Origin of the sequence: Solwaraspora sp. WMMB335, assembly GCF_049179075.1 — a bacterium.
Taxonomy (GTDB): domain Bacteria; phylum Actinomycetota; class Actinomycetes; order Mycobacteriales; family Micromonosporaceae; genus Micromonospora_E.
This window is the reverse complement of sequence record NZ_JBMHMF010000001.1, coordinates 6,694,798-6,720,786: the sequence shown is the minus strand read 5'-3', so window position 1 is coordinate 6,720,786 and position 25,989 is coordinate 6,694,798. Positions and strand designations below refer to the sequence as shown.

General features: G+C 66.1%; 20 protein-coding genes and 1 pseudogene. 7 read left to right on the top strand and 14 right to left on the bottom strand.

Annotated elements, in window-relative coordinates; all coding sequences use genetic code 11:
* Window positions 1–164 precede the first annotated feature (164 nt).
* From ACN27F_RS28990 to ACN27F_RS28980, 3 genes and pseudogenes are all read right to left on the bottom strand, one after another.
* Window positions 165–941 (bottom strand): HAD family hydrolase, encoded by a 777-nt coding sequence (locus ACN27F_RS28990; RefSeq protein WP_421438650.1) that lies wholly within the window; start codon window positions 939–941, stop codon window positions 165–167.
* Window positions 942–948: 7 nt separating this feature from the next.
* Window positions 949–1,833 (bottom strand): tetratricopeptide repeat protein, encoded by an 885-nt coding sequence (locus ACN27F_RS28985; RefSeq protein ID WP_421440514.1) that lies wholly within the window; start codon window positions 1,831–1,833, stop codon window positions 949–951.
* Window positions 1,834–2,367: 534 nt separating this feature from the next.
* Window positions 2,368–2,856 (bottom strand): annotated as a pseudogene (locus tag ACN27F_RS28980) (NB-ARC domain-containing protein); the annotation flags it as partial.
* An 87-nt stretch (window positions 2,857–2,943) separates the two neighbouring features.
* On the opposite strand from ACN27F_RS28980, the gene ACN27F_RS28975 reads away from it, so the two are divergent.
* Complete coding sequence (locus ACN27F_RS28975; protein WP_421438649.1) at window positions 2,944–4,497, top strand: recombinase family protein; 1,554 nt, start codon at window positions 2,944–2,946, stop codon at window positions 4,495–4,497.
* A 67-nt stretch (window positions 4,498–4,564) separates the two neighbouring features.
* Here the strand turns inward: ACN27F_RS28975 and ACN27F_RS28970 are convergent, their stop codons facing one another.
* Both ACN27F_RS28970 and ACN27F_RS28965 read right to left on the bottom strand, forming a co-directional pair.
* Window positions 4,565–4,780, bottom strand: coding sequence for a hypothetical protein (locus ACN27F_RS28970; RefSeq protein ID WP_421438648.1), 216 nt, complete (start codon window positions 4,778–4,780; stop codon window positions 4,565–4,567).
* A gap of 848 nt (window positions 4,781–5,628) precedes the next feature.
* Window positions 5,629–7,320 carry a replication-relaxation family protein gene (locus ACN27F_RS28965; protein ID WP_421438647.1) on the bottom strand — a complete coding sequence of 564 codons (1,692 nt, stop codon included), beginning with the start codon at window positions 7,318–7,320 and terminating at the stop codon, window positions 5,629–5,631.
* Window positions 7,321–8,113: 793 nt separating this feature from the next.
* Here ACN27F_RS28965 and ACN27F_RS28960 point away from each other — a divergent pair.
* Window positions 8,114–8,986, top strand: a complete 873-nt coding sequence (locus tag ACN27F_RS28960) for a hypothetical protein (RefSeq protein WP_421438646.1) — start codon at window positions 8,114–8,116, stop codon at window positions 8,984–8,986.
* A 19-nt stretch (window positions 8,987–9,005) separates the two neighbouring features.
* Here the strand turns inward: ACN27F_RS28960 and ACN27F_RS28955 are convergent, their stop codons facing one another.
* Entirely contained in the window at window positions 9,006–9,488 is a 483-nt protein-coding gene (locus tag ACN27F_RS28955) for a hypothetical protein (protein WP_421438645.1), read from the bottom strand.
* 414 nt (window positions 9,489–9,902) lie between these two features.
* On the opposite strand from ACN27F_RS28955, the gene ileS reads away from it, so the two are divergent.
* A complete protein-coding gene (gene ileS / locus ACN27F_RS28950) occupies window positions 9,903–13,052 on the top strand; it encodes an isoleucine--tRNA ligase (RefSeq protein WP_421438644.1) in 3,150 nt (1,049 codons plus the stop codon).
* A gap of 49 nt (window positions 13,053–13,101) precedes the next feature.
* On the opposite strand, the gene ACN27F_RS28945 is transcribed toward ileS, so the two are convergent.
* The 7 genes from ACN27F_RS28945 to ACN27F_RS28915 all read right to left on the bottom strand — a co-directional run bounded on the left by ACN27F_RS28945 (window position 13,102) and on the right by ACN27F_RS28915 (window position 20,333).
* Window positions 13,102–14,805: a non-ribosomal peptide synthetase gene (locus ACN27F_RS28945; RefSeq protein WP_421438643.1), complete on the bottom strand. Its 1,704-nt coding sequence runs from the start codon at window positions 14,803–14,805 to the stop codon at window positions 13,102–13,104.
* Window positions 14,792–15,928 carry a hypothetical protein gene (locus ACN27F_RS28940; protein WP_421438642.1) on the bottom strand — a complete coding sequence of 379 codons (1,137 nt, stop codon included), beginning with the start codon at window positions 15,926–15,928 and terminating at the stop codon, window positions 14,792–14,794. Before ACN27F_RS28940 ends, ACN27F_RS28945 begins: the two co-directional genes overlap by 14 nt.
* Window positions 15,925–16,887, bottom strand: coding sequence for a phytanoyl-CoA dioxygenase family protein (locus ACN27F_RS28935; RefSeq protein WP_421438641.1), 963 nt, complete (start codon window positions 16,885–16,887; stop codon window positions 15,925–15,927). The genes ACN27F_RS28940 and ACN27F_RS28935 overlap by 4 nt, the downstream gene beginning before the upstream one ends.
* A 6-nt stretch (window positions 16,888–16,893) precedes the next feature.
* Window positions 16,894–17,565 carry a hypothetical protein gene (locus ACN27F_RS28930; protein WP_421438640.1) on the bottom strand — a complete coding sequence of 224 codons (672 nt, stop codon included), beginning with the start codon at window positions 17,563–17,565 and terminating at the stop codon, window positions 16,894–16,896.
* Window positions 17,566–18,702: 1,137 nt separating this feature from the next.
* Window positions 18,703–19,620, bottom strand: coding sequence for a helix-turn-helix domain-containing protein (locus tag ACN27F_RS28925; protein WP_421438639.1), 918 nt, complete (start codon window positions 19,618–19,620; stop codon window positions 18,703–18,705).
* A gap of 138 nt (window positions 19,621–19,758) precedes the next feature.
* Window positions 19,759–20,088, bottom strand: a complete 330-nt coding sequence (locus ACN27F_RS28920; RefSeq protein ID WP_421438638.1) for a hypothetical protein — start codon at window positions 20,086–20,088, stop codon at window positions 19,759–19,761.
* The gene (locus tag ACN27F_RS28915) at window positions 20,085–20,333 is read right to left on the bottom strand and encodes a hypothetical protein (RefSeq protein ID WP_421438637.1); all 249 of its coding nucleotides are present in this window, start codon (window positions 20,331–20,333) and stop codon (window positions 20,085–20,087) included. Before ACN27F_RS28915 ends, ACN27F_RS28920 begins: the two co-directional genes overlap by 4 nt.
* A 409-nt stretch (window positions 20,334–20,742) precedes the next feature.
* Here ACN27F_RS28915 and ACN27F_RS28910 point away from each other — a divergent pair, with 409 nt between their 5' ends.
* The 4 genes from ACN27F_RS28910 (at window position 20,743) to ACN27F_RS28895 (ending at window position 24,191) form a co-directional block, all read left to right on the top strand.
* Entirely contained in the window at window positions 20,743–21,597 is an 855-nt protein-coding gene (locus ACN27F_RS28910) for a helix-turn-helix domain-containing protein (RefSeq protein WP_421438636.1), read from the top strand.
* Window positions 21,594–21,839, top strand: a complete 246-nt coding sequence (locus ACN27F_RS28905; protein ID WP_421438635.1) for a DUF397 domain-containing protein — start codon at window positions 21,594–21,596, stop codon at window positions 21,837–21,839. Before ACN27F_RS28910 ends, ACN27F_RS28905 begins: the two co-directional genes overlap by 4 nt.
* 132 nt (window positions 21,840–21,971) lie before the next feature.
* On the top strand, window positions 21,972–22,943 hold the full coding sequence (locus ACN27F_RS28900; RefSeq protein ID WP_421438634.1) for a hypothetical protein: 972 nt from the start codon (window positions 21,972–21,974) through the stop codon (window positions 22,941–22,943).
* Window positions 22,944–23,123: 180 nt separating this feature from the next.
* Window positions 23,124–24,191, top strand: coding sequence for a hypothetical protein (locus ACN27F_RS28895; protein ID WP_421438633.1), 1,068 nt, complete (start codon window positions 23,124–23,126; stop codon window positions 24,189–24,191).
* 547 nt (window positions 24,192–24,738) lie between these two features.
* Here ACN27F_RS28895 and ACN27F_RS28890 read toward each other — a convergent pair.
* A complete protein-coding gene (locus tag ACN27F_RS28890) occupies window positions 24,739–25,689 on the bottom strand; it encodes a hypothetical protein (RefSeq protein WP_421438632.1) in 951 nt (316 codons plus the stop codon).
* Window positions 25,690–25,989 lie beyond the last annotated feature (300 nt).

The following is a 25,989-nucleotide window of genomic DNA, read 5'->3' as shown; positions in this document are numbered from 1 at the left end:
ACATAGACAAGCTGATGACTGTGCGATGTGGGCCGCGTTTCGACGTTGGTACGCGGTGCCCGGATGACCTGTCCGTGATCCGGTCCTCGGGCGTGAGGGCTAGCCGTACCGGCAGCCCTGGCACGGCCGGCGCAGCCCAGGCACGGCCGGCGCTGGCGTCGGGATCATGAGCCCGCCGGTCGTCGGTCAGCCATCGCCTGCCCGATGAGCCGGCACAGATCGTGGCCGTCGGCGACGGTCACGTCCGGCGTACCGTCGGCAAGGCCCTGCTCACGATTGGTGCGGGCCGAGACCATCAGGATCGCGGCACCGGCCCCGGCGCGCCGGGCACACGGGATGTCCCGGGCCCGGCTGTCACCGACGAACCAGCACTCACCCACCGGTACGCCGAGCGCCCGCGCCGCCAACCAGGCCATCTCCGGATTCGGTTTACGCACCCCGGCCTCGTCGCTGTAGATCTGCACCCGGAATCTGCTGTCCAGGCCGATTCCGGCGAGGTAGTCACGGTGTGCCGCACCGCACAGCGTGTTGCTGACGATGGCCACCGGCAGGCCGGCGGCGGCAGCGGAATCCAACACCTCGCGCATGCCGGGCCGGACCGCCCACTCCGGTTCCCAGGCCCAGTCGTAGCTCAGCGAGGTCGCCTCGGCCAGCACCGCCTGCTGGGCGGCGGCCGGCCAGCCGGCGGTGACGAACTCCTGCCACACCTGCAGGTGGGTGTACTCCGCCGGGCGGTCCTGCCCGCCGATGCGGTCACGCCAGGCCGCGTACTCGCGCTGGCCGACGGTCAACGCCTGGCGGATCTCATCGGGTGTCAGGGCCGCGGCGGTCAGCTCGTACAGCCGGTCGGTCAGCTTGGCCGGTACGGGGGTTCGCGTCGGCGCGTCGACGACCACGCCGCCGAAGTCGAGCAGCAGGGCGCGTGGGACAGGCAGCAGCATGTCCCTATCATCGCTGCCCGTCGTGTGGCACGGTGCCGGCGGTACCGGCGGTGGCGAGCCCGGCGAGCCCGGCGAGCCCGGCACGGATCGGTTCCGCGTCGGGATGCTGCAGACGGTCGAGAATGTCCAGTGCCAGCCGCCACGAGCCGGCGGCGGCCACGGCGTCGCCGAGTAGCCGCTGGACGTCGCCGAGGTCACCGAGCACGAGTGCTTCCAGGTGTTGGTCGCCGAGATCACGGAACAACTCCAGGGCCTTGCCATAGCAGCGCAGTGCGTCGTCGTACTCGCCGAGATGGTGGTGGGCGTAGCCGACACTGTGCCAGGTGCTGGCTTCGCCCGGTGGATCGTCGAAGTCCTGCAGCAAGGTCAACGCCCGCAGACATCCGGCGAGTGCCTGCGGATACTCGCCGAGCAGGGCGTGCTGCCAGCCGATCACGTTGAGTGCCTTCGCCTGCCCCAGTCCGTCGTCGACCGTCACGTACAGCTCGTACGCGGCGCGGGCCTGCTCCAGCGCTTCCCGGTACCGGGCCTGCCGCTCGCGCAGCAACGACAGGTTGAGATGGCAGATCCCCTGACCGGCCGCGTCGCCGAGCTTGCGGTGCAACTCCAGCGCGGCGGTGAGGTGCTCATCGGCCTCGGCGTGTCGGCCGACGCGGGTGTCCGCGCGGGCGATGCCACGGTGCGCCACGGCTTCGGCGATCGGATCGGCGAGCCGGCGGGCCAGCGCGAGGGCCTGGTTCTGCACCTTTGCCAGCGCCGGCCAGTGGCCACGGCGGTCGAGGAAGGTGTATGTCACCTGCGCGAGGTGCAGCGCCGCGGTGTCGAGCCGGGCGGCGACCGCCGCGTCGAACACGGCCAGCAGCACCGTGTGCTCGGCGGTGAACCAGGCCATGGCCGCCGGGCCGTCGGCCAACTGCTCGGCGACGACCCCGAGTTGGCCGGGACCGACGGTCACCGGGTCGAGGCCGGACTGCAGCAACCGGTCGGCGTGCTGTGCGCTACGTGCGTAGTGGTCGACCAGCCGGTGCCGGGCCGCATCGATCTCGGCCACGGACTCCTGCGCCTCGGCGCGCTCGGCCGCGTAGATCCGCAGCAGGTCGTGCAGGCCGTACCGGCCGTCGGGATGCACGTCTACCAGGTGCGCCCGGACGAGTTCGGCCAGTGCCGGCCGGACCTCCTCGGGCGGCAGACCGGCCAGGCTGGCCGCGGCAGGTGCGCCCACCGTCGCGGCGGGGTGGAGCCCGAGTAGCCGGAACACCCGGGCGGCCGGCGGGCGCAGCGTCCGGTACGACCACGAGAAGACCGCTCGAACGCCGAGATCGGGATCGTCGGCGGCCAGCGCGTCCAACCGGTGTACGGCGATGCGCAGCTCGGTGGCGAGCGCCGCCAGCGACACCTGCACGGCGGTGGTGGCGCGGGCCGCGACCAGTGCGAGTGCCAGTGGCAGCCCGGCGCAACGGCCCACGATCTCGTCCACCGCGGCCGGCTCGGTGCGGCAGCGCTGTGCGCCGATACGGCGGCGGAGCAACTCGGTCGCCTCATCCGGCCCGAGCAGGTCGAGCGTGAACGGGTGGGCGCCGTGCGCGGCGACCAGCCCGGTCAACTGGTTGCGGCTTGTCACGATGACGAGACAGTGCGGGCTACCCGGCAGCAGCGTCCGTACGTGCGCGCTGTCGCGGGCGTTGTCCAGCACGATCAGCAGCCGACGGTTGGCCAGGGTGGTGCGGTAGAGAGCGGCCAGCGCGTCGGCGTCGGCCGGTAACCGGGCGGGCGGGGTGCCGAGCGCGTCCAGGAGCAGTCGCAACGCGGCGACCGGCTCGGTCACCGCCGTACCCGGGTCGAATCCCCGCAGGTTGACGTAGAGCTGACCATCGGGAAACTGATCCGCCACCTGATGTGCCCAGTGCACGGCGAGAGTGGTCTTGCCCGGTCCCCGGTTCTAGCACATAGTTGATGCATGGGCATTGATACTCCTCCAACGGTTGTGGATCTGTACCTTCGCTTGTCTGACCTGCGGGTCGAGGACTTGAACAGCGATGGTGAGAGCAAGGGGCTCGTGGAACACGAGCGGTTGTTGCGGGACCGTGCGGGTCAGCTCGGGTGGACGGTCGGTGAGGTCATTGTCGAGAACGACATGGCCAACGGCAAGCCTAAACCGGCGTCGGCGTTCAAACGGCGCAAGGTCCGGTTGGCGGATGGGTCGACGGTGTTGCGGGTGATCCGGCCGGGGTTCACCCGGTTGTTGGACCGGTTGCGGCACCGCCGGTCGCAGGCGGTGTTGGCGGTGGACCTGGACCGGACGGTGCGTGATCCTCGGGATCTGGAGGACATGATCGATGTCGTTCAGGAGACGGGTGCGAACGCGCAGTCGTTGTCGGGGTCGTTGCGGTTCACCGATGGGGGTACGGACTCGGAGATCACCTTGGCGCGGGTGATGGTGACGATGGCGAACAAGTCCAGCCGGGACACGGGGCGGCGGGTCCGTGCGGAGCGGTTGCGGCAGGCGATGCACGGTCAGTGGGGTGGGGGTCGGCGGCCGTTCGGGTTCTGTGGTGGTCCGCCGCCCGTCGGGACTGGTGATCCCGGCCGGTACGTGTGCCCGTGGCACGGTGGCCGGGACTGCCAGACGGGTGTCACGCGTGTCGAGGTGGAGGCGGCGGTGATCGAGGACTGTTCGCAGCGGCTGCTGCAGGGGGCGTCCCTGCGGTCGTTGGCGGCGGAGTTGCGGGCGGGGTCGGTATCGACGGTGAGTGGTGCGGCGTGGTCGGCCGAGGGGTTGCGGGACATTCTGCTGCGTCCGCGTAACGCGGGGTTCATGGTGTACGGCGGGCAGATCCTGGAGGGGGTGGTCGCGCCGTGGAAGCCGATCGTCGATCCGGCGGTGTTCTTCGCCGTGCGGGATCTGTTGACGGATCCGTCCCGGCGGTCCGGGCCGGGGGCGGCTGCCCGGTGGGTGGGGTCGGGGATCTACCGGTGTGGGGTGTGCAGCCCGCCGGGTGTGGAGGTGGAGCGGCCGGTGACGGTTCATGTCACCGTCGCGGGGCGTGCGCCTCGGTACACGTGTAAGGCGGTTAATCATCTGGCGCGTAATCAGGCGCATGTGGACGCGGCGGTGTTCGCGCATGTGGTGTACGCGGTGACGCATCCGCGTGCGTTCGAGTTGCTGGCGGAGCCGGCACCGCAGGTCGACGTGGAGGGGTTGCGGGCGCAGCGGGCCGCGATCCAGCAGCGTGTGAAGCGGATTCTGGCGGATGAGTTGCGGGGGTTGGAGACCCGCGAGTACGCGCGGGACGCCCGGCGTGAGGCCGCAGCGATGGTCGCGGAGATCGACGCCCAGTTGCACGCGAACGTGGGTAGTGATCCGTTGTCGCCGTTGGTGAACGCCCCGGACCCGGTGACGGCGTGGCGGGACGCGCCTCTCGCGGACAAGCGGGTGGTGATCGACCGGCTGATGACCGTGACGATCTTGCCGTCCGGGCGGAAGGGACGTGGGTTCGACCCGACCACGGTGCGGATCGAACCCAAACACCGGCTCGGCGCCCCCACTCTCGGGTAGCCGTCGCGTTGCCGCACACGAAGGGGCGCCCTTGGTGGGGCGACCCCTTCGCGCGTGTGGCGGGCATTCATCCGCGTGGTGCAGATGGTCGGCGTCGGCCGAGTAGCGCGGCCACGGTGGCGCGTTGCGCGTCCGTGAGTGGTGGCCATCGGTCGACGTTGGCGGTCACGTGGGCCATCAGCGCCTCGTCGCGCAGGATGGCCCGGAGTGCCGCTAGTTCGGGGTCGTCGGTGTCGCGGGGTGCGGCCATCGCGGCGAGGCGTTCCCGCATGATCGCCTTCACCTCCGATGGGTCGGTGTCCTGCTGGTCGTGTTCGGGTGGGGCTGGCGGGTTGGGTCGAGACGCGATGCGGGCTGTTGTCCGGGTGCGGGGTGGGTGGGTGGCCAGCGGTAACGCCCCCCTCGCGTTGGGCTGGCCTCGTGGGTGGTCGGTGGGGGTGGAGTCGCTCGTGGGCGTCGTTGGCTGGTGGAGCGTTCCCCTGTCGCCTGGTGGGCGACGGCGTGGGTCAGGTGTCGTCTGGCTTGTGGCCATCGTCCTCCACGGTCGGTTCCGCTGGTTTCCGGTTCGCTGCGGTCATCGCTTTCGCCTTTCCGTGAATTGAGAATGACGCGGTGGCGTTACCACCCGCGCTACCCGTAGCCCTCGGTAGCAGCCGTTTCCAGCACGAGGTGACACGGGACAACAAGGCCCGATACAGGCCGGGATAAACAGGTGTGAGGAAGTCAACAGATTCATTTCCGGGCGTTCGGGTCGAGGCGTTACCAGGTGCTCGTAGGCGTTACCGCCTCCGGCTGGCATTACGGGGCTACCGGTAACGCCTGGCAGCGGTGGCTGCGGCGCTACCAGGCCCGCAGCGGCACGGCTGCTCGTGCGGTCGGGCAGGTGAATGGCATCCATCGACACGCCGGTGGTGCTGTACGCGACTCGTTCCGCGTTGTACCGTTGCGTATCGCGTCGTCCGCGACTCGTAGCGGCATTACGGTGACCACCCCCGAATCGCCGAATCGGCGGAGCAAGTTGTAGTACGGGTTACCAGATCTCGCGTACGCGCCTTTCCGGCCGCGAAGCAAGATATGGCAATTGCTTATCAATCTCGACCGGGCGCGGTCGAGATTTCGATGGTGCCGTGGTCAGGGGTCGTCGGCTGTCTGGGCGAGCAGTGCCGTGATGAGGTCGGCCAGTGGGGTGACCGAGTGTCGCTGGTGGTGGGGTAGGCGTTGATGGTGGTGGCAGCCGGGGCAGTTGTCGGTGTCGTTGGTGGGCAGGGTGAGGGCGCAGCGGGCGCAGGCGGTGAGGTGTTCGTCGTCGAAGGCGGCGGTGAGGGTGTCGCGGTGGGTGTGGTGGCGTTGCCACCAGGACAGTGCGCGCCACCGCTGGTTGACGTGTTCGTCGCGCCACTCGGGGTAGGTGAGGCGGGCGTGGTGGTGGTTGCGGTCGGGGGGTTGCCAGTGGCGCCAGACGTCGGCCTGGGCTTGTTCGCGGGTGCGGGCTTGGTCGAGCCGGTGGTGTTCGGTGGGGGTGAGCAGGCGTTGTCGTGCGAGGTGGGTGGCGGCGGTGTACCAGGCGGGCCGGTCGCCTCCGGTTGTGGTGAGGTGGGCGAGGTGGTGGACCTGGTGGGACCAGGCGGTGTGGTGTGCCCGGGTGAGCGCGGCGCGCAGGGTCTTACCGGTGGCGGGGTCGTGGGGTTGGTGTCGCCACCAGTCGGCGAGCGCAGCCAGCAGGTGCGTGGTGTCGAGGTCGGGGGTGAACGGGTTGCGGGGGTGGTGGTCGCGGTCGAAGAGGTAGGCCAGCAGGTCGACGGCGGCGGGGCCGAGGTCCGGTTCGAGGTCGTGTGGGTGGCGGGCCAGGGTGTGCAGGGTGTGGGCGCGGTGGCGGGCGAGTTCGGCGGCGTGTTCGCGGTGGTAGGCGGGTTGGGCGGCGGCGGTGACGGTGGCGCGTTCGGTGAGGATCGCGGTGAGGGTGGTTTCGGCGGCTTCGGGGTCGGTGAGATTCCAAGCGTGGGCGGTGACGGCGCGGGCGGGGTCGCGGACGAGGCCGGTCGCGGCGACGATCAGCCGGCCGTGTTCGGCGATCAGGTCGAAGTCGGTGACGGCGTGTCGCCGGTAGTGGCTGGGGGTGTGTTCTTCTCGGAGGTGTTTGGCGGTGTTGCGGGTGAAGGTGACGGCCCGGTGGGCGGTGGTGGTGAAGAGCAGCAGGGGTGGGCAGTGCGGGAACCTGCCCTGCCATGCCTGGTCGCGGGTGTAGGCGCGGTAGCGGTCGAGTTTGGCTCTGAGCTGGTTTTGGGTCATGGAGGCGAGGTCGATTTCCACGAACGCCGCCGTCGCTGTGCCGTCTGGCAGGACGGCTTCGTACACGGCGTCGGGGGTGAGGCGCTTGGTGGTCGTGCCGCCCCATGCGGAGGTGGGGCCGTCCCATTCCTGCCAGCCGGCTCGGTCGGTGGCCCAGCGGGTCATGGTGAGTCCGGCGGGTGGGCCGTGGTCGCGTAGGGCGAGCCACACCTCGGTGATGGTGGCGGCGTGGGCGGTGAACATGGCGGAGGGTCGGCGTCCGTCCGCTGCGGCGGTGCCGGTGATCAGGCGTGCTCCGGCGGGGCGGAGCCACCAGTGGTGGGGTGCGCTGCCGGTGTGGCGGCCGGGCCGGTCGTAGTCGACCATGCCTGCGCTGCGGAGTTGTTCGAGCCGGTACAGGACGGTGCGGGCCGGGGTCGCGGTGGCGCGGGCGAGTTGGTCGGTGGTCATGACCCGGTGGTCGTTGAGTAGGAGCAGGAGTTGTTCGCTGGGGCCGCCGGAGGCCCGCAGCCGGTGGGTGGTTCCGGACGGCATCAGCTTTCCTTTCGCTGTCGCGCTGATAAGCGCATCCCCGGGGGGAAGAGTTGACATCTATGTCAGTCGCCGGTCCGTGAAGGATGGGCGAAGCGGGGTTGACCTGCGTGTTCATGGCCTGTTGGGTTGCGGATCGGGTGCAGAGCAGTCCGCAACCCCTGACAGCCGCACCGCGCCGGGCACGGACCGACACCCGGACCGGGCACCTTCTGTCAGCGCCTGTACCGGGGTGAACCCCGCGAAGCCTGCTGTTCAACCTCGAATCATCCTGTTCAACGGCCAATCGGACACTCCCTGTCGGTGGTGGACTTCTGTCAGGCGCGGGTGGTGACAGACACCGTCAGGGACCTGACAGCCCCGCACTGCCACCGCCGCAACGAGGTCGGGTGTTGGGCGGGTGGTGGGTGTCCGTTGGGTGGACAACAGCCCCCGGCGCGAGGCGCGGGCCGAAGACGAGCTACCCCTTCACCAATGGGATTACAAATCCGGGCCGCCGATTGGAAAACCGCAGGCCACGGCGCTTCAGCTGAGGGCACGATTGGCCGGTTTCATACCGGTACGCGCCGTACCGTCATCCACCGTGGTAAGACCGAGGTCCTCTACCTATAGAGGGGAAGCGTGGGTGGTCGAACTTTCCGTTCGCGCGAGAAAATCTTGGCCACCTGCGCGCGTAGGCTCGTGACCACGGCCGGGAGCGACAGGCCACTCCGGCGGTGAGCAGCGACGAACGGGGGCTGACGGGATGTCATCACCGCGCCGCACCGGCAACCGGCGCCGCTGACAGGGATCCGCCGTGCTCGCCCCGCACCCGCCGACCCCACCACCCGACTCCCGGCCGGAACCACCACGACGACGGGCCGACCTCACCGTCCTCGGCCAGATCGAAGCCCAGGCCCGCACCCGAATCACCCTGACCGTCCCGAGCAACGCGATCGACCCGGACACACCACCGACCCTGCTGCCGATGGTCGACTTCCGCCTCCACGTTATGCGCGCCCCCGGCCACGTGCGGGACCGGGCCTGGCGGCACCTCGCCGAGACGGCCCGCGCGCACCGTGGCGACTGGAACCTGTACGCGCTCGGCGTCGCCTACCCGAAACTCCGAACCCAAGCCAACAAGCTCACCGCGTACCTCGCCCCCGGCCCGGCCGCCCAGGCGCACTACACCCTCGCCATCGAGTTCCTGTTCGCCCTGCACCGCCTCGACCTGACCACACCGCAGCTCTTCCCCCGCCTCACCGACGCCGCCTACACCCACGCCAGCGGACGCAAACGACAACATCCACCACCCATCTACGACCTCGACGCGCTACCCGACGACCGCATCCCCCGCGCCGAGTACGGCAACCCCGAACATGACGCCCACCTCAACGACGCCAACCAGGAAACCGTGCACGACGTCCTGGACCGCCTCGTCGCCCACACCGACACCCGCCTCGGCCGGCAGACGATCAGCGACACCCAGGCCACCCTGATCCGCCGCACCTACCTCAACGGCGAGACAATACGTGCCGTCGCCGCCGACCTGCACCTCAGCGAACCCAGCGCCTCCAAACAACGCACCCGCGCCGCCACCACCATCGCCAAACTCCTCGGCCGACACGGCCTCACCGAACCCACACCCACACGCCCGGCCACCCGACACCACCCGCCCGAGCAGAGATAGCCGCCTCGGCATCCAGCGGTCAATCCGGAGGCAGACTGCCGTCGCCGGTCAGCGCCGCCCTGGTGCCGAACGCCAACTCGATCCCGGTGCGCAACAGCGACAGAGCCTCCCGCGCCGGCGGATCATCCTCAGAGATCCACATACAGTGATCCTCCAGGTCGTCCACGCACACCAACACCGGCCCGGCGAACGGCTCCCACGGAACGACGAGGCTCCAGTCGTCCATCCCATCCTCGAAGCAATGCACGTACAGAACCACACCGCCGCCCCCAACGACACGACCAAACTGGCCGCCAAGGGCGATCACACGCGGCACCTGGTCGAAGGCAACCTGAGCGTCAACAGCGGAAGCCCACCGGACCCGCACAGCCGTCGCCGCCACGAAGTCACTCAGCCCATCACGCGGGGCGTCAGGGTCCGGATGCGCCAACTCCCACGCCAACCGCTCCGCCAACCTCCGCCGACGCCACTCAGCAGCCCGCCACCGGTCGACATCAACCATCGCCGGCTCCTGCGGCGTGCCCACTGCCAGTGCGGTCCACCCGCACAGCTTGACACCCTCAGAGCTGCCCACGCGAGCCTCGCCCCGCGAACTCGAGCGGCAACGTGCTCCAGGTGACTCAGCGACTCGCCGGTCACGCGGTCGCAGACGAGCCGCTACAATTTCCGGTACAGGCGATGATCCGGCCATCACCGGGGAGCCTCCGGAAGAACCGGCAGGCCAGGTGGCGTGTCCTAGTAGAGCCGGACGTCAGGTCGCACGTTACGCGGCGGAATGAGTGGCGCTCGCAACGTGGAGCGCAAGCGGGGTGGTACCGCGGAGTCCGGGCTCGCCAGCGTCCGGCGCTTCGTCCCCGCGTGGGCGCATGACCAGTGCCCGTGCGAGATGTGACGGAGTCAGAGGAGAGTGCTGGAGATGACGGACACGGAGCCGGTCAAGTCGCCCTTTGCGGCGTTGCCGGCTAAGGTCGATCTGGGTGGGTTGGATCGCCGTATTATCAAGTGGTGGCAAGCCAACGACGTTTTCGCTCGTAGTTTGGCTCAGACCGCCGATGGCCCGCTGTGGGTGTTCTATGAGGGTCCGCCGACTGCCAATGGCACGCCGGGAACCCATCATGTGGAAGCGCGGGTTTTCAAAGATGTCTTCCCGCGCTTCAGGACGATGAAGGGCTACTCGGTGCCTCGCCGCGCGGGCTGGGATTGCCACGGCCTGCCGGTTGAACTCGCTGTGGAGAAGGAGTTGGGCCTCAGCGGAAAGCCGGACATCGAGAAGGTAGGCATCGCCGAGTTCAACGCCCGATGTCGTGAGTCCGTGCTTCGTCATGTGGACGAATTTGAGCAACTAACGGAGCGGATGGGCTACTGGATCGACCTATCGCACCCGTATGAGACGATGTCGCCCGAGTATGTGGATAGTGTGTGGTGGTCATTGAAGCACATCCACTCCGATGGTCGCCTGGTGGAGGATTTCCGGGTCGCGCCGTATTGCACCCGTGACGGTACGACGTTGTCTGACCACGAGGTCGCTCAGGGATACGAGACGGTGACCGACCCTTCCGTCTACGTACGGTTCCCGCTGCATCACCCGGTCGCGGGACACGTTGGTGTCGAACTGCTGGTCTGGACGACCACGCCCTGGACGCTCGTGTCGAACACGGCGGTGGCGGCCCATCCTGAGGTGACCTACGTCGTCGCCCGTGCAGAAAAGGGCACGTTTATCGTGGCCGAGCCGCTGGTAGGCCGGGTTCTCGGCGATGACGTCGAGGTGCTGGCGTCGGTGCCTGGAACCGAACTCGCTGGGTTGCGTTATCAGCGCCCCTTCGACCTTGTCGACATCCCGGACGCCCATCGGGTGGTGCTCGCTGACTATGTCACGACGGAGGACGGCACTGGCTTGGTTCACCAGGCACCAGCCTTTGGGGCTGAGGACCTTGCCGTTTGCCGGGCCAACGGGCTGCCCGTGATCAACCCGGTAGCGCCCAACGGCCGTTTCCTCGATGAGGTGCCACTGGTCGGCGGCGTCTTCTTCAAGGACGCCGACGCCATCCTCATCGAGGAGCTGAAGCGCGCTGGCCTTCTTTTCCGCTACGAGCGTTTCGAGCATTCGTATCCCCACTGCTGGCGTTGCCACACCCCGCTGATGTACTACGCCCAGCCGTCCTGGTACATCCGGACGACGACCGTCAGCGACGCGCTGTTGCGAGAGAATGAGCGCACCAACTGGTACCCGGAGCACATCAAGCACGGCCGGTACGGCGACTGGCTGAACAACAACATCGACTGGGCTCTGTCGCGGTCCCGTTACTGGGGCACGCCACTACCGTTGTGGCGCTGCGGCAACAACCACATCACCGCGATCGGCTCCCGGGCCGAACTCGGAGAGTTGGCCGGCGAAGATTTGTCCAGCCTCGATCCGCACCGCCCGTACATCGACGCCGTTACATTCGCCTGCCCGGAATGCGGCGAAACAGCCACGCGAGTGCCGGAGGTGGTCGACGCATGGTATGACTCCGGGGCGATGCCGTTCGCCTCGCTCGGCTACCCGCACGTGCCCGGCAGCGAGGAAGCGTTCGAGAAGACCTATCCGGCCCAGTACATCTGCGAGGCCATCGATCAGACACGCGGATGGTTCTACACCCTGATGGCCGTAGGCACGCTTGTCTTCGACAGGTCCCCGTACGAAAACGTAGTCTGCCTCGGGCACATCATGGCCGAGGACGGCCGCAAAATGAGCAAGCACCTGGGAAACATCCTGCTGCCGATCCCACTCATGGACACGCACGGCGCGGACGCGCTGCGCTGGTTCATGGCCTGCTCGGGCTCGCCCTGGGCGCAGCGCCGCGTCGGTCCCGGACCACTCGACGACATCGTCCGCAAGGTGCTCATGACCTACTGGAACACCGCGTCGTTCTTCTCGCTGTACGCGTCCCACTCGACGTGGGCACCGAAGACCGCCCACCCCGTTGAAGACCGGCCCATCCTCGACCGTTGGGTTCTGGGCGAGCTGCACGCGCTAGCTGCGGCCGTGGATGAGCGGATGGACAACTATGATACTGCGCGTGCCGGGAGGCTGCTCGCCGACTTCGTCGATGATCTGTCGAACTGGTACGTGCGACGGTCGCGGCAGCGGTTCTGGGAAGGCGATCAGGACGCGCTCGTCACGCTTTACGAGTGCCTGGATGGTCTGACCCGACTCCTCGCGCCGTTCGTCCCGTTCATCACCGAGGAGGTGTGGCAGCAGGTCATTCGACCGGGAAATCCGACCGCGCCGGAGTCGGTGCACCTTGCGACGTGGCCGCAGCCCGACGCCAACCTCATCGACCCCGAGTTGTCCACACAGGTCGCCACTGCCCGTGCCCTGGCCGAGGCAGGTCGTGCAGCGCGGAAGGCGAGTAGTATGCGGATTCGGCAGCCGTTGAGCCGGGCGCTTGTGGGCCTGCCGTCCGGCACGGCACTGGCGCAGGCGTTGCTCGATGATGTCGGGGACGAGTTGAACGTCAAGCTTCTGGAGCCACTCGCCGCAGGCAGCGAGGTCATCGATGTGCAGGTCAAGCCGAACTTCAGAGAGATCGGCAAGCGGTTCGGCAAGCAGACCCAGGTCGTAGCCAAGGCAGTCCTCGCGGCCGATCCCCGCGTGCTCGTCAACGGCATCAGAGACTCGGGAGTCTTCCATCTCTCCGCTGGCGGCGAGGAGATCACCATCGGCGCGGACGACATCCTCATCTCGGAGCTGCCACGTACCGGCTGGGTGGTTGAGTCGCAGCGTGGCGTGACGATCGCACTGGATACAGAGATCACCCCAGAGCTAGAGGCTGAGGGTATTGCCCGGGACGTCGTCCGCGTCGTGCAACAAGCACGGCGGGATGCCGACCTCGACGTCTCAGACCGGATCGCGATGTCGGTAGCGGGGCCAGCACAGATTCTGGCTGTGATCCGCCGCCATCAGGAGTTCATCGCTCATGAGACGCTCGCGGACTCAGTGGCGCTGATGGATGCGCTCTCCGAAGGTTTCCCAGGAACCGTGGGCGCCGGTGACGAGATCCTGGTCCGGGTTGTCCGGTCATGAATCCGAGGCGGGACGGGGGCAGAAGGTAGGTCAACTCCCGTCCCGCCGATCAGGCGGTGGTGACGTGTAGGCGAATCCGGTCAGCGAGGTGCCGAAGCGACCGCACGGCGATCACGTCAGAAAGTTCGAGACGCACCTCATAGCGGCAGGCGATCTCCGCAACGAGACGGGCTGTGTTGAGCGATCCGACTCCAAGATCGAGTAAGCCGCCGCAGTCCGGATCGACAGGACTACCTAGCCACCGCGTGACCATCGCGCACACATAATCCAAAGGGTCTTCCTCTGTACGTACGTGCTCGCGCAGCAGTGTCTCGACAGCGCGACGATCTGCCTTCCCGGCATGACTCAGCGGCAGGGAAGCCACCGCAACGATGGTCGATGGCATCATGTACCGCGGAAGGCGCTGGGCTGCATGCGCCCAGACTGCGTCCGGATCGACAGATGCTGGCATCACTGCGGCGACGAGCGTCCGGCTGATCTCGCCGTCGAGGAGCACGACAACCGCTGCGGCGACGCCATCAGCCTCGGCTAGAACCGTCTCGACCTCCATCAGTTCTACACGATAGCCGTCGATCTTAATCTGCTGGTCTGTCCGTCCTGAGACCTGAACCTCGCCGTTGTTCAACCGGCGGGCCAGATCGCCTGTGCGGTAGCGACGAGACCCTGTGCCAAATCGATCGCGCGTCTTGACCGGGTCCCCGAAATAGCCCCGTGCCAGCGCCTCGCCGCTGATACACAGTTCACCCAGTTCGCCTAGCGAGGGCTCGATGCCGGACTCATCCACTAAATGGTAGGCCACACCTTGGATCGGTTGACCTATCGTTATGGGCTGATCGTCGGTGAGCAGCTTGGCAGATGTCCACACAGTAGCCTCAGTTGGCCCGTAGACATTGTATATAGCGGCCTTGGTGTGTCTGCGTGCCTCGGCCAGGAGCGGCGCCGGAAATGCCTCGCCACCGACTATGAGCAACTCGACTTTGGCTAGCTCTGCTCGGACCCGGTTGTCGGCCAGAAGCCAAGTCAGCCGAGACGGGGTGGCCTGTATCGCGGTCACGTTGTGACGAGCCAAGAAATCAGCGATGGCAGACTGGGTGCCTACGTCCTCATCCGTGGCGAGCGCTACCCGCAGGCCATAAACCATTGGAAGGATGGTCTCGGACAGAAAGATGTCGAACGCGACGGTTGCTAGCGAACTCATTGTTGCGCCGTGAGGGAACGAGATCGCGTTCGACCAGCCGCTGACGAGGTTGTCGACATTGCGATGTTCGACAATCACGCCCTTCGGGAGGCCCGTCGTTCCAGAGGTATAGATGACATATGCGGCGTCTGAGCCGTGGACATCGACTTGTGGTCGCCTGCCCTCGGTGCGCAGCCAGTCCGGGTCGCGCGGATCGAGACACGTTCTCGTGGCGTAGGGGTCCACGTGTGCCCAAGCACTGCTCACCAGGACGTAGCGCGCGCCCGAGTCGTCGAGCATGGATCCTATCCGGGCAGCCGGCAGATGGGGGTCGATGGGCACATAGGCCGCGCCGGACTTGAGCACGCCAAGCAGCGCCGCAACGAGTGTGATGTCGCGCGGAAGCGCAACCGCGACGAGGTCACCGGGCCGAACTCCGCGATCGAATAGAGACCACGCGATTCGGTTACCGAACTGATCGAGTTCGGCAGCACTCAACGTCTCCGGCCCGGCAGACAGGACGAGACGGTCCGGGCATCGGTCGGCCAGGTCCTCAATATGCTCATGCAGCGGCATACTCGTCTCCACTCGTCTCGACAACTGTGGCTGTGCCGAACATATTGCGCATACTCCAGTCGTAAGCGCCCGCATCGGCGAATAGCAGCTTGTCTCCCGGCACGAGGCTGCCGATGTCGACCGAGGTCGCGAGGATGTCGGTCTCAGCCGTACACCTGCCGGCGATCCTTCCATCGCCCTCGCCGAGCTGCTCCCAGCGGTCGCTACGCCATACTGAAACGGGACGGCGCGGTGTCGGCCAAGGCAACTCTGCCATAGACGCGTCAACACACACCTCGTTCTCCGGATAGCGCGCGAGGACGGTGCCGATGACCGCGCCGTATGCTTGAACAAGCGACTTTCCCGGTTCGAGGATGATCGTGCGGCAGCGTGGCAGCCGATCGTGGACGTACTCCAAAAGAGCCTCGCCGAGATCGCCCCAGAGCATGTCATCGAGACAAGCCGCCTCGTACCCGCCGCCGAGGTCGAGGCACTCGACGGATGCGAGAATGCCCGGATGTGCATCGTTCAGACCATCTAGCATTGAGCAGATGCCAGCCAGCCAGACACCGGATCGAGCCGCAGGCACATTGTGCTCGTGGGTCGCGAGTCCCACCGAAACCCCGTTCTCGCTCGCGTACAGCAAGGCAGCGGCCAGTTTCTCACGTTGTTCGGGACTTGCGGTGTCAAACCCCAGCCTCGAACCGACGCCGGGGAATCGCAACCGTACGCAATGGTACCGGTGGCCGGACGATGCCCGCGCGGCGACGGCGAAACCGTCAAGCGTGTCGTCAAGCAAGGCGAGCAATCCGGGCACTACCGTGCCGGTTGGCCATGACTTAGCGGCACCGCCGAGGACAATTTGGTCCGGACGGAACCCAACGTCAATGGCAGCCGCGACCTCGGCACCGCTGATCGCCTCAGCGGCGAGCCCTGCTGCGCGAACCCGCCTCAGAATGGCAGGCATCGGGTTCGTCTTGATGCTGTAGGCCAGAGTGACTCCCCGGGCCGCAGCCCCAGCGGCACAGACCTGAAGACGTCTATCAAATCCATCAAGGTCGAACAGCGCACACGGGGTGCCGCTGGGGGGACCGCTCGCCCACGGCGCAGTCCATCCGGTGGACTTGGCCTTTGTGTCCGTCATGGTCCAACAACGGGATCAGAGGCTAGCATCTTCAGATAGTCGTCAGGATAGTGATAGAAACATCCAGGCCGAAAAGCCCAAGCGCCGAGATCTCCGAACAGGAGACGCTGTCGAGATGTTCCATGACGAAGCACGACATCCGGCGTCGACTCGTAGTCGTAGGGGCGCACGAACGATTTCGCATAAGAGAGAATTAGGCTGCGTCTCGGCACCGGCGAGGCGTTACTCGTCGCGCCGTGCCACAGCGAGTGGATGAATACGGCGACGTCGCCCGCCCGTACAATTGCCTGTCGGCGAATGTCCATCGGGATATCCTCCCCGAGGGGGCCGCCCAATTGGGACCGCGTTGGATTGTCCGGCGACCACGGATACCGCTTCCTGTGCGACCCAGGAACGCACGTGAAGTTACCCATGCCAGGGCTCGGTAGATCGGTGAGGAAGACCTGTGCAGACACCATTACAGGTGAAGCGTCCATGTGTTCGACAACGTCGGCTAGCGAGCCGGCGTCGGTGTGCAGGAACGGTGAATCGAGGCAGCCCGGAGGCAACACGAGCATCTGTGTCTTGGTGACACCCAGGTCTGGCCCGATAAAGCCGTGAATAACGCTGTAAAGCGGCTCGCAGTCCACCAACGGAATGAATCGGTGGTCCATTCCAGCGACGTTCCACTTGCGGAAGCCCTGCAACTCGCGGGGTTCGGTGAAGGCGTCCTGCCAGATGTCCGGTATTCTGGTCGCTGTCTCCTCACCAAGTGAGTAATTGTGAACCGCGCCGCTCAGGAACCGTTCATGCCAATCAATGACCATGTCGCTGACGCTTGCGAGAAGGGCCGGATCGACGGCACGCCGCAGAATCACCACGCCGTCTGAGCGCAGTGATTCCACGGCGGCCGTGATGCCCTCCCGCCCGGCCACCGCCACGTCAACTTCAGCGATGCCGGTGGCCGGAACATCCACCATGACTTGTCAGGCTCCTGCCGTCTCGTCCACGCGCGACAACGTCAGCCACCGGCTGGTGGCCCGCAGTGTGATCTCATCCGCCGCCGCCCACTCGCAGCTCTGGTCGGCAAGCACCCTCCGTGCTGGCGTGACCTCGACATCCTGCCGGTCGAAACGGTACGGAACCACGGTCATGCCGTCGAGGACAGCCCCGTCCTCAAGAACGACTGCGTAGCGGGCAACGCCGGTCGCTGTACCCCCCGGACCGGGGACCAGGTACTCCTCGCCCATCACGCGGGACACGGCCGAAGGCAGCCGCGAGAACCCCGTCATGTGGTTTGTGACCGAGATGCCAGCCTCGGTGATCTCCATCGTCGTCAGCGCTTCGAGTCGCGTCACCTGCTCACCCGCAGCGTCGGTGATGATGATGTGCCGCCGGGGGCGCACAAACGCCTTGGTGTCGATGGCGTCACGCATACTGACTGCGACTTCTGGTACCGCTGCATAGCCTGCCAGTGTGAAGTTGCAAATCATGTGGGACAGTGCTGGGTCGTACCCCTCCGGAAGGCTGGGCATGACCTTGAGGCGAAGCTCGGTGGAACCGGCTGCCAAATCGGCTGTTCCCGCACCGGCGAGGGTGAAACTGTGCGAGTTCACGTCCCCCTTGAGATGCCAGGAAACAGGTACGCTCTTTGCCATCTTGCGACTCCTCCGATTGGTGTGAAACCCACGGCTAAAGGTGGGTCGGCATCTGGTATTGATGTCAGTAAATCATGGCATATACTACTTCCCGTGTCAAGGGGGTAACTCCGGGTGATGGTCATCCGATGGTTGATCAATTTGAGGCTCCGTCCACGACGGCCATCGAGCACTGTTTTACCAGCAAGCGGCGCCTTGGACGATGTGCCATGGAGGTTCCCTGGTGCGGCGCTACCAGGCGAGGCGTCGCGTTCGTTGAGCGCGAGAGCGCCCGGTTGGCTGTCGCCCTATTGGGCTGACCCCGAGTATATTACCTCCTGATCCTTGTCGTTGCGGGTGAGTATCTCGGCTAGCGCCTTATAGACGGCGCGGCCTTGTTCCATGGTGATGTGGAATACCTGCCGGTCTTCAAAGTCACTTCGAGCGATGCGAATGAAAGTTTTCGGGTCGATGTCGTCGATGTATTGAACTAATTGCATCTCGATTTCGATTGACTGTGGCTGGTCCGACGGGTTGCAGTCGTACCACTGACTCCCATGGGTGGGTGGTGAGGAGTCCGGATGGAATTCCGTGAAATCCGCCGTGCACTCATGCGGGTGACACCAGGGTGGATGCATGTTGTTAGCCTTTGACACTATTTTATCCTCCGCGCGCGGATTGCGAGAACGCCTGCGGGCGTGATCGCCCCTTATCGCGTAAGGTAATCGGGTGTTTGCATTCGTGTTTTCTCCTGGGCGCGTGCCGTCGTAGCTCTGCCCGTCTGCCCCGGGATCGGGTTTCGACGTTGGTCATGACGTGGTCCGCAACCCGCGTTGACTTCTGTCGTTGCCGCAGGGTGTGGTCGCGGGACGTCGGTCGCTGGAGTTGACCGCCCGGGTCGCCGTCGCCCACTCGGCTTGCGTGCAGGGGTGCGGCACCCAGCGGTTCCAGACGGTTCGGCAGCCGGCGCAGGCTCCGTTGTCGTCGGCGATGTGTGTCGCGGCGATACTGGCGACTTGCGCTACGAGCCGTTCAGCAGCGCAGCCGACATCTGACGCCCGCAGCCCGGTCCCGGTGGACCCCTCGGGTACCTCATCGAAAAGCGTCTCCGTTTCAGCCATGAGCAAGACCTCCAATCGTCTGATATGTGCTCGGGAATCAGGACGCGGTACGCGCCCGTTCTCGCCCGTGCAACGGCGTTACGGTGGACCCGTCCGCCACGTTGCGTGCGGGGCCGCTGCGCACGCCGGGGAATTCGTCCGAGTCATCGGCGAGGATCAGACCGAATCGGGTCCTCGTATCGGCGTCCGCGAGCTTGAGTGCCTGATCCAACACCGCCTGCGTGGCCAGCCGCAGTGGGGCGGGGTCGCGGTTCTCCCACCAGGAGACGGCGTTCTTGCTGACGCCTAGGTACTCAGCGAACGCCCGCACGCTCATCCGTAGCGCCTCGCGCAGCGCCCGCGACTCTCGCCCGGTCCATCGGCCGATCGCGACATCACACCCGCACGAATCCACCGCCGCGACCGGTAGCGGCGTTCCCGGCTCCCGTCGCGCGTTGGTTGTTGCGTCCGGCCGCCATGTACGGTGTCGTGCACCGGCTTCCGCTGTGCTCGCGCTCGCGCCGCCCTGTACCGCCGCCGTGAACCCGCTGCCTGCCTCGCGGACCGGCACCATCGGCGCGGATGTCGGCGTGGCCTGTCCGCTCGCCGTTGTCTGCGAGGTTCGCCCGGCTCCGTAGATGATGAACAGGCCAATCTCGGCATCCGTTGTGGCACCGAGAACCGCCCGCAACCCCGCCCGGTAGTGTGCCGATGGCCAGCGCGTCTCCCCTCGTTCCAACTGGCCGATGTATCGCCCGTTGAGGAAGCACTGTCGACCGCTCTGCTGGAACACCCAGGTGTTGACCGCCTCGGCTACCTCTTGACGCGACATCACCCGCCCTGAGCCCGATGGCGAGCGCAGCGCCAACCGTGCCTGTCGGATCAGGTCGTTCGGTGTCCGTAGGGCGATACACCATCCCCGGCGGCTCCTCTTGGTGGGCGAAGCCGCACCCGTGTCGATCGCCTTGCCGTTCACGATGGTTGTTGACACCTTCCATGTCTGGAGCGCCGAAAGTCCGCCGAGGGTTTCAAGCCCCGAATACTCCGCAGTCGTGTGTGACGCCCCATCTACCAGCCGAGCGTGGTACCAGTGGTCGTGCCAGGCGACGCCCAGCTAGCTGGGGGGAGAGTCGGGCTGGCCACGGGCGACTGTTGTCGCCGCAGCGACGCTGGCCGGCAGGGTCGGCATACCGAACCATGAGTGCGATTCGGTGCCCGCCGGGTTGGGGCCGGAAGGCCGGACACCGGCGACGCCCGGCCGACGACGCGGCAGTAGCCCGTACCTGTCGAACATGACTCCGGCCTCGCGTCGCCCGGCGCACGGCTCAACCTCGCCGCAGGTGGCGCACACGCCGTTGGGACGCACCGCCAGGTGGCGTTCAAGTTCAGCCTGTGCGTGGTCGAGTTCGTCCAACGCGGATCTGGCGAAGTAGGTAGTAGTCATAACCGTGCCTCCGGATCCTGGCCGAGACGTAGGGCGTTCACGCGGACGAGGGCATGACGGGGTTGCTCGCTGATCTGCGTGCCGTCCGGCCGCAGCGAAAGCCCGTCAAGATCGATCCACTCGCCGTCCGAGAGCCACTGCTTGTTGCCGATCGTCGTGACCCGCAGGATCAGTCGCCCCGTGCCGTACCTGTAGTCGCGATCGTGAACGTCGATGACAGCGCCGATCTTGAGCGTGGCCATCATGCCCGCCCGGCATGCGAGCGGGTCAGATCACTTGTCGTAGCGCCGCAGCGAGGACACCACCGGACCTTGATCTTGAACGACCACAACCCGGCGACGTATCCCAGCATCAACGCGGCAAGCACAGCGCCGATCAACACACCGCACCCCCTTCTCGTAGATCAGGGAGCCAGGGCGGACGGGCTCTCAGGAGCTGAACCGCCCCGGCCTGCTATCTGGGCATCGCGGGACAAGCCGGTACGCACCGGCCCAACCGTGTCGTGGAAGCCCAACACGTTCAGAGTGGCACGCATGTCCGTGCCACACAAGTTTGTAGATCACATCTTCTTGTGTGGCACCGAATGGTGGATGCTGCGTCCGGTGATGATCATCCAGTTGCACCCCACCGATCACGTGCCGGACGATGGGTAGCGTGACGACGAGACCGGGACCGACGCTGCGAGCGCAGTGGCTTGGACAGCAGATCAAGGAACTCCGCGAAGCCGCTGGTATCACCCTGAAACAGGCGGGCGAATACCTGGAGCGCGACCCGTCGACCGTGAGTCGGTTCGAGTCGGCCGAGTACCCGATCCGACGTGCCGACCTACTCGCGTTGCTCGACTTCTACTCGGTCAGCGATCAACGGCGTCGCGAGGGTCTGTTGAGCTTGCGTGAGGAGGTGTGGCAGAAGGGATGGTGGGACGGGTTCGCCGACGCGGTGGACCGGCGGTTCATCGACTACGTGTGGCTGGAGTCGCGCGCCCAGGCGATCTACTCGTTCGATGACACCCTGCTACCTGGTCTTCTTCAGACCAACCGGTACGCCGAGGCGGCGATCCGCGCGGCCGATCCGGACCTTGCAGACGAGCAGGTCAAGCGGGTGGTCGAGCTTCGGATCAAGCGCCAGCAAGTGCTCACCGGGGACAAGCCGACGCAGCTTCGCGCGATCCTCGACGAGGCGTTGTTACTACGCACGGTCCACGGCCCTGAGGCGATGCGTGATCAGCTTCGACACCTCAGCGAGTGCGCCCAGAGGCCGAACGTCGAGATCCGGGTACTACCATTCAAAGCAGGCGCACACGCCAGCCCGGCGGGCGCGTTCAAGGTGTTCACGCTGGCAGAGCCGTACCCCGATGTCGCGTACACCGAGACGCTCGGCGGTGCGATCTTCGTCGAGACTCCTGGTGCCGAGCGGTTCGTCCAGACGTACGATCGGTTACAGCGCGTGACCCTGACACCGGAAGAATCGGCCGAGCGGATTTCGGCCGCAGCAAAGGAGACAACGTGAAGGCAGCAGAGACGCACGCGCCGGGCCGCCCGGATCTCGCGGGCGTCGCCTGGCACATCAGCACCAAGAGCGACAACGGCGGTGCGAACTGCGTCGAGGCTGGACCGCTCGCCGATGGAAGTGGGCGGGTGGCCGTGCGGCACAGTCACCACCCTGACGGCTTCGTGATCATCTACACCCGGGCCGAGTGGGAGGCGTTCGTCGGGGGAGTCCGCGAAGGCGAGTTCGACTTCTTCGACTAGGCGTGCCATGACCGGCTGAGACAACAGGACGGACAGGCGACTCCCATCACGTGGGGGGTCGCTGTTTGCTTTTTGCGTACCGGGGAGGTCTCCCCGGCCGACACCCTCTCACCCCCAAGGATCCCGATCACCATGGACGACACCGCAGCGACGCGGGACGCGTTGCTGGACTGGGCCTACGACCAGGCCCGCGGAGACACCACGAATGCTGTCAATGTTCTGCCGTTCGCCGAGGAACATGGCCTCGACCTCGACGCCGGCTTCACGCTGGTGGACATCTGTGTGGCCTCTCGTCTGGCCCGGTCCGTGTCCACGTTCGGCAACCCGGCCATCCTGCTGACCCCGGCCGGGCTGGCTCACGTGCAGGCGCGCCGCCGTCGGCGCGACGACCCGGCGGTGCGCGCCGCCGCGGCCCGCAGCGGACTGCTGCGCTGGATGTACGGCCAGCACATCGCTGGGGTGAACATGCCCCACCCCAGCCGGTTCGCGCCAACTCCCGAGGCGAGCTTCGAGGGCAGCCCGTTCACCGACGTGGAGATCGGGCGCGCCGCCGAGTACCTCGCCAAACGGGAGCTGATCAAAGGATCGGGGGCATTGGGCAGCACCGGTCCGCTGCGGGCCAACATCACCCCGGACGGAATGGACTGTGTCGACGATTGGAGTGCAGACGTGTCCGCCTACCTATGCCGCCAGGAAACAGCAACCAACACCTTGACGTACAACGGTCCGGTGTTCCACGGCGACGTCAACGGGGCACAGTTGGCCTGGAACAACAACTCGGTAACCCAGAACAACACCCGGATCGAACAGGTCGCCCCAGGGTACGAGGCCCTCGCCAAGGCGATGACCGAGGTGATGAGCCTGGTCCCGGCGATGAACCTGTCTCCGGAGGGCCAGGAAGACGTCGAGGCGGCCAGCGACGAGATCGTTGCCGAGATCGTTCGGGACGAACCTCGGCCCGGGCCGATCCGGCGCGCGATCACGGTCCTCCGCACCCGGTTCACCGCGATCGCCGCAGCCGGTGCGGCCGGAGCCGGCCTCGGCGTCGGCGAAGCTGCGCAGGAAGCGGCCCACCGCGCCATCGAACTGATCACGCCCTTCTAATCGGCGCCTGGCTGACCACCACGCTCACCGAGCAGAGCGTGGTGGTCAGCCACAACTGTCCCGGCTACATCCAGATCGCCAGCTGACAGCTCAGTGGCTCCGAGCGCGCAGTGGACGGCCGCGAACACCCGCGTCCGCCCCGGCCTGGCGTCATGCGGCTGAGGTGGGAGACTGCTCGCCATGCCTCACAGGCGCGAAGGCAACCTTGCCCAGATCGAAGCCGGCGTGCTCGACGACAGCATGCCCATCTCCTCATTGCTACAGAAGTGCATCGTGCTCGGCGGACAGGCCGGATCCGAGAAGATGCGCGACTGGGCACGCCAGGAACTCAACGGCTACAGCACCACCTCGATCCCGGACTACCGGCATATCCCCACAGGGCTGGCCGCGAAGATTACCAACCTGGCCGGCTACAACCCCATCACCCAGCGAATCGACCCCTCGGTGTTCCCCCGCCAGATCATCGACTTCCTTCGCGACGACGAGGGTGTGGATCTGGAAGTTGCCGTCCTGGATCTGGGAGTCGGCGAGTTGGAGGCGCTGGCCGACCGGGGTAAGAACGAGCACTGGCTCAGACCCCCCTGGGCAGGATTCATAGTCGAGACACTGAACAAGTACAACGTGGCACCGAACAGCCGGGTAGAGATCGTCTACTGGCCGCTGTCCGACGCGTCACTCCGCGGACTGCTGGTGCGCATCCGCACCGCCTTGGCGGAGATGATCGCCGAGTTGATCACCGTCACTCCACCATCTCAAGAAGTACCGACCGGGGCAGCCGTGGACCAGGCCGTGAACCTCGTGATCAACGGGGAACGCACCACCATCGTCGTCAACCAACAGACCGTCAGCCCCGCGTCCTCGACGTACCACGGCCCGGTGTTCCACGGCAGCGTTGACGGGGCACAACTGGCCTGGAACAACCAGTCGGTCACCCAGCACAACCGGGTCGAGCAGATCGCCGCCGGATATGAGGCCCTCGCCAAGGCGACGACCGAAGTCCTGCGCCAACTACCGACGATGGAACTGTCCCCCGAAACCCACGAGGATGCCGAAGCTGCCAGCAACGAAGTTCTCGCGGAGATCATTCGAGACGAACCGCGCCCCGGAGCGATCCGACGGAGCCTGACGGTACTTCGCGGCTGCCTTACCCCGGTCGCTGCTGCCGGAACTGTCGGAGCCGCTACTGGTGTCAGCGACGCCGCCCGAGCAGCAGCCCGTCACGCCATCGATCAACTCGCATCCTACTGACCGGAGAATCTTCGACCGGTCGCCCCAGTCGGTAGCCGGACTACTGGAGATCGGATCGGCCCATCTCGGCGGAGGTGGGCAGGTTTCTCGGCGGGGATACCGGTGCTGATCAGGTAGTCGGCGCAGGTACTCGAACGCGTCGTGCAGGCCGGGTCGGTCGGCGTTCTTCCCGCTGGGCTTGTCGAAGAAGCACTTGGCGCAGCCGGCCGCGGTAAGCGCGCCTGCTGGCGGGCGAGGTTCTGTTCCCGGGTGGAAGACCCGGCCGTAGCCGACGAGCACGCCGGCGGGCGGGCTCACCAAGTTGTCGCCAGGCCAGAACGGGCCCTGCGCGACGTATGCACGGACGGAGTCGGTCAGCTGGTGCTGCCGCAGCGCCGGGCCGACCTTCGCCGGGGGCGCGTCGACGTTGTAGACCGTCAGGTTGGTGGTGGCCCCTGCGCCAGCAGGCCAGCGGCCACGTTCGGCAGGGGCCCGTACTACTGGCATAGTCACGTATCAAGGCGGTGTGTATTCGTACCAACAAGCGACCGGGTGCCAGACATCCCGGTTACGTTCTCCTCTCGGAGGGCGCCTCCGACGCGCCGAGCAGTAACTCCTCGATCTCGCGCGGAGTCCGAATATGTTTGACCTCTAGAGCGTCACGAAGAAGCCGACGTAGAACATCCTGTGAAGCGACGACATGCCGAGTGAGGACGTCCGCTTCGATGGCGCCTCCATGCACTACTTTCGACCGCTGATCGTACAGCTTGAGAAGCCTACGGTAGAGCGATACGCGGGCCTCGCCGGACGGCTCCAGCACTGACGCTGCGTACAGCGCCAGCCGAAACCGCAGCTCTGACTGGATGCCGAAAATGCTCTCGATTCCCGCCCATACCTTGCTCGCCGCCATGCGCGGGTCGGACTCGTCAAAAGAGCCCCAAAAAGCTTCGAACGCAAAGTGGAAAGTGCGGTTCACGCGCATCTCAAGAGCGGGCTCGATCGACCGAACAACCCACGCCCAAGCCTCTGGGCTGAGCATTGTGTTTGCCGGAGGCCACCAGCCCGGAGGCCACCGGCCCGGCATCGGAACGTGAGTCAGGGCGGGATTTTCTACGCCGTCTATTATGTCCCAGGACCGATCTGCGAGTTCGCACATCACAAAGAAGCCATCCGATGCCAGGCGCAGAAGCGCACTACTCGTCCAGAAGACACCATCGAGCACCCAGCTCTCATGCATATTGACATCGGGCCCCAGCAGACAGAGTTGGTGTCGCGGTGCGAGGCCGCGAGTCAGCTCGGAGCCGACTACCGTCGGAGCAGCTTCAAGTGGCTCAAGGGTCAACTCGTGAGCTAGTTGTCCGTTCGACTTTGCGCTGATCCTAAATGTCTCGTCTTGCGTGTTGAGACCGAATATGGCCAGGAATGCCCCTCGCGGATCTTTGCGTCGGCGACGCTCCTTGGCTTCACTTCTCATCCTGAGCAGATAGTCCACCCGTGCGTCCGACGGCGTGTCGGCCATGGCGTTTGGTACCTCCTGATGCGAACGTGAGCATGGCCGACGTCGGCGTCGTCGTTTCCGCAAGGGCACGGTTATGGAGCGGTTTACGACGGCGATCTCTAGTGGCCGCCCCCGAAACTGGTAAGTGCTGGCTCACGGACCTGGTGAGACCGGCCCGCCCACTGGCAGAGTCGAGAATCACGGCGGCCCGCGCGGGCCGCTAGCCCTTCGGATCATCGAGTGCGTGCAATGTGGGCGTGGGTCTGCGACTCATCAACATTACCTCCTCACTCTCCGTCAGAATCCGATGGAAGGGCCTAC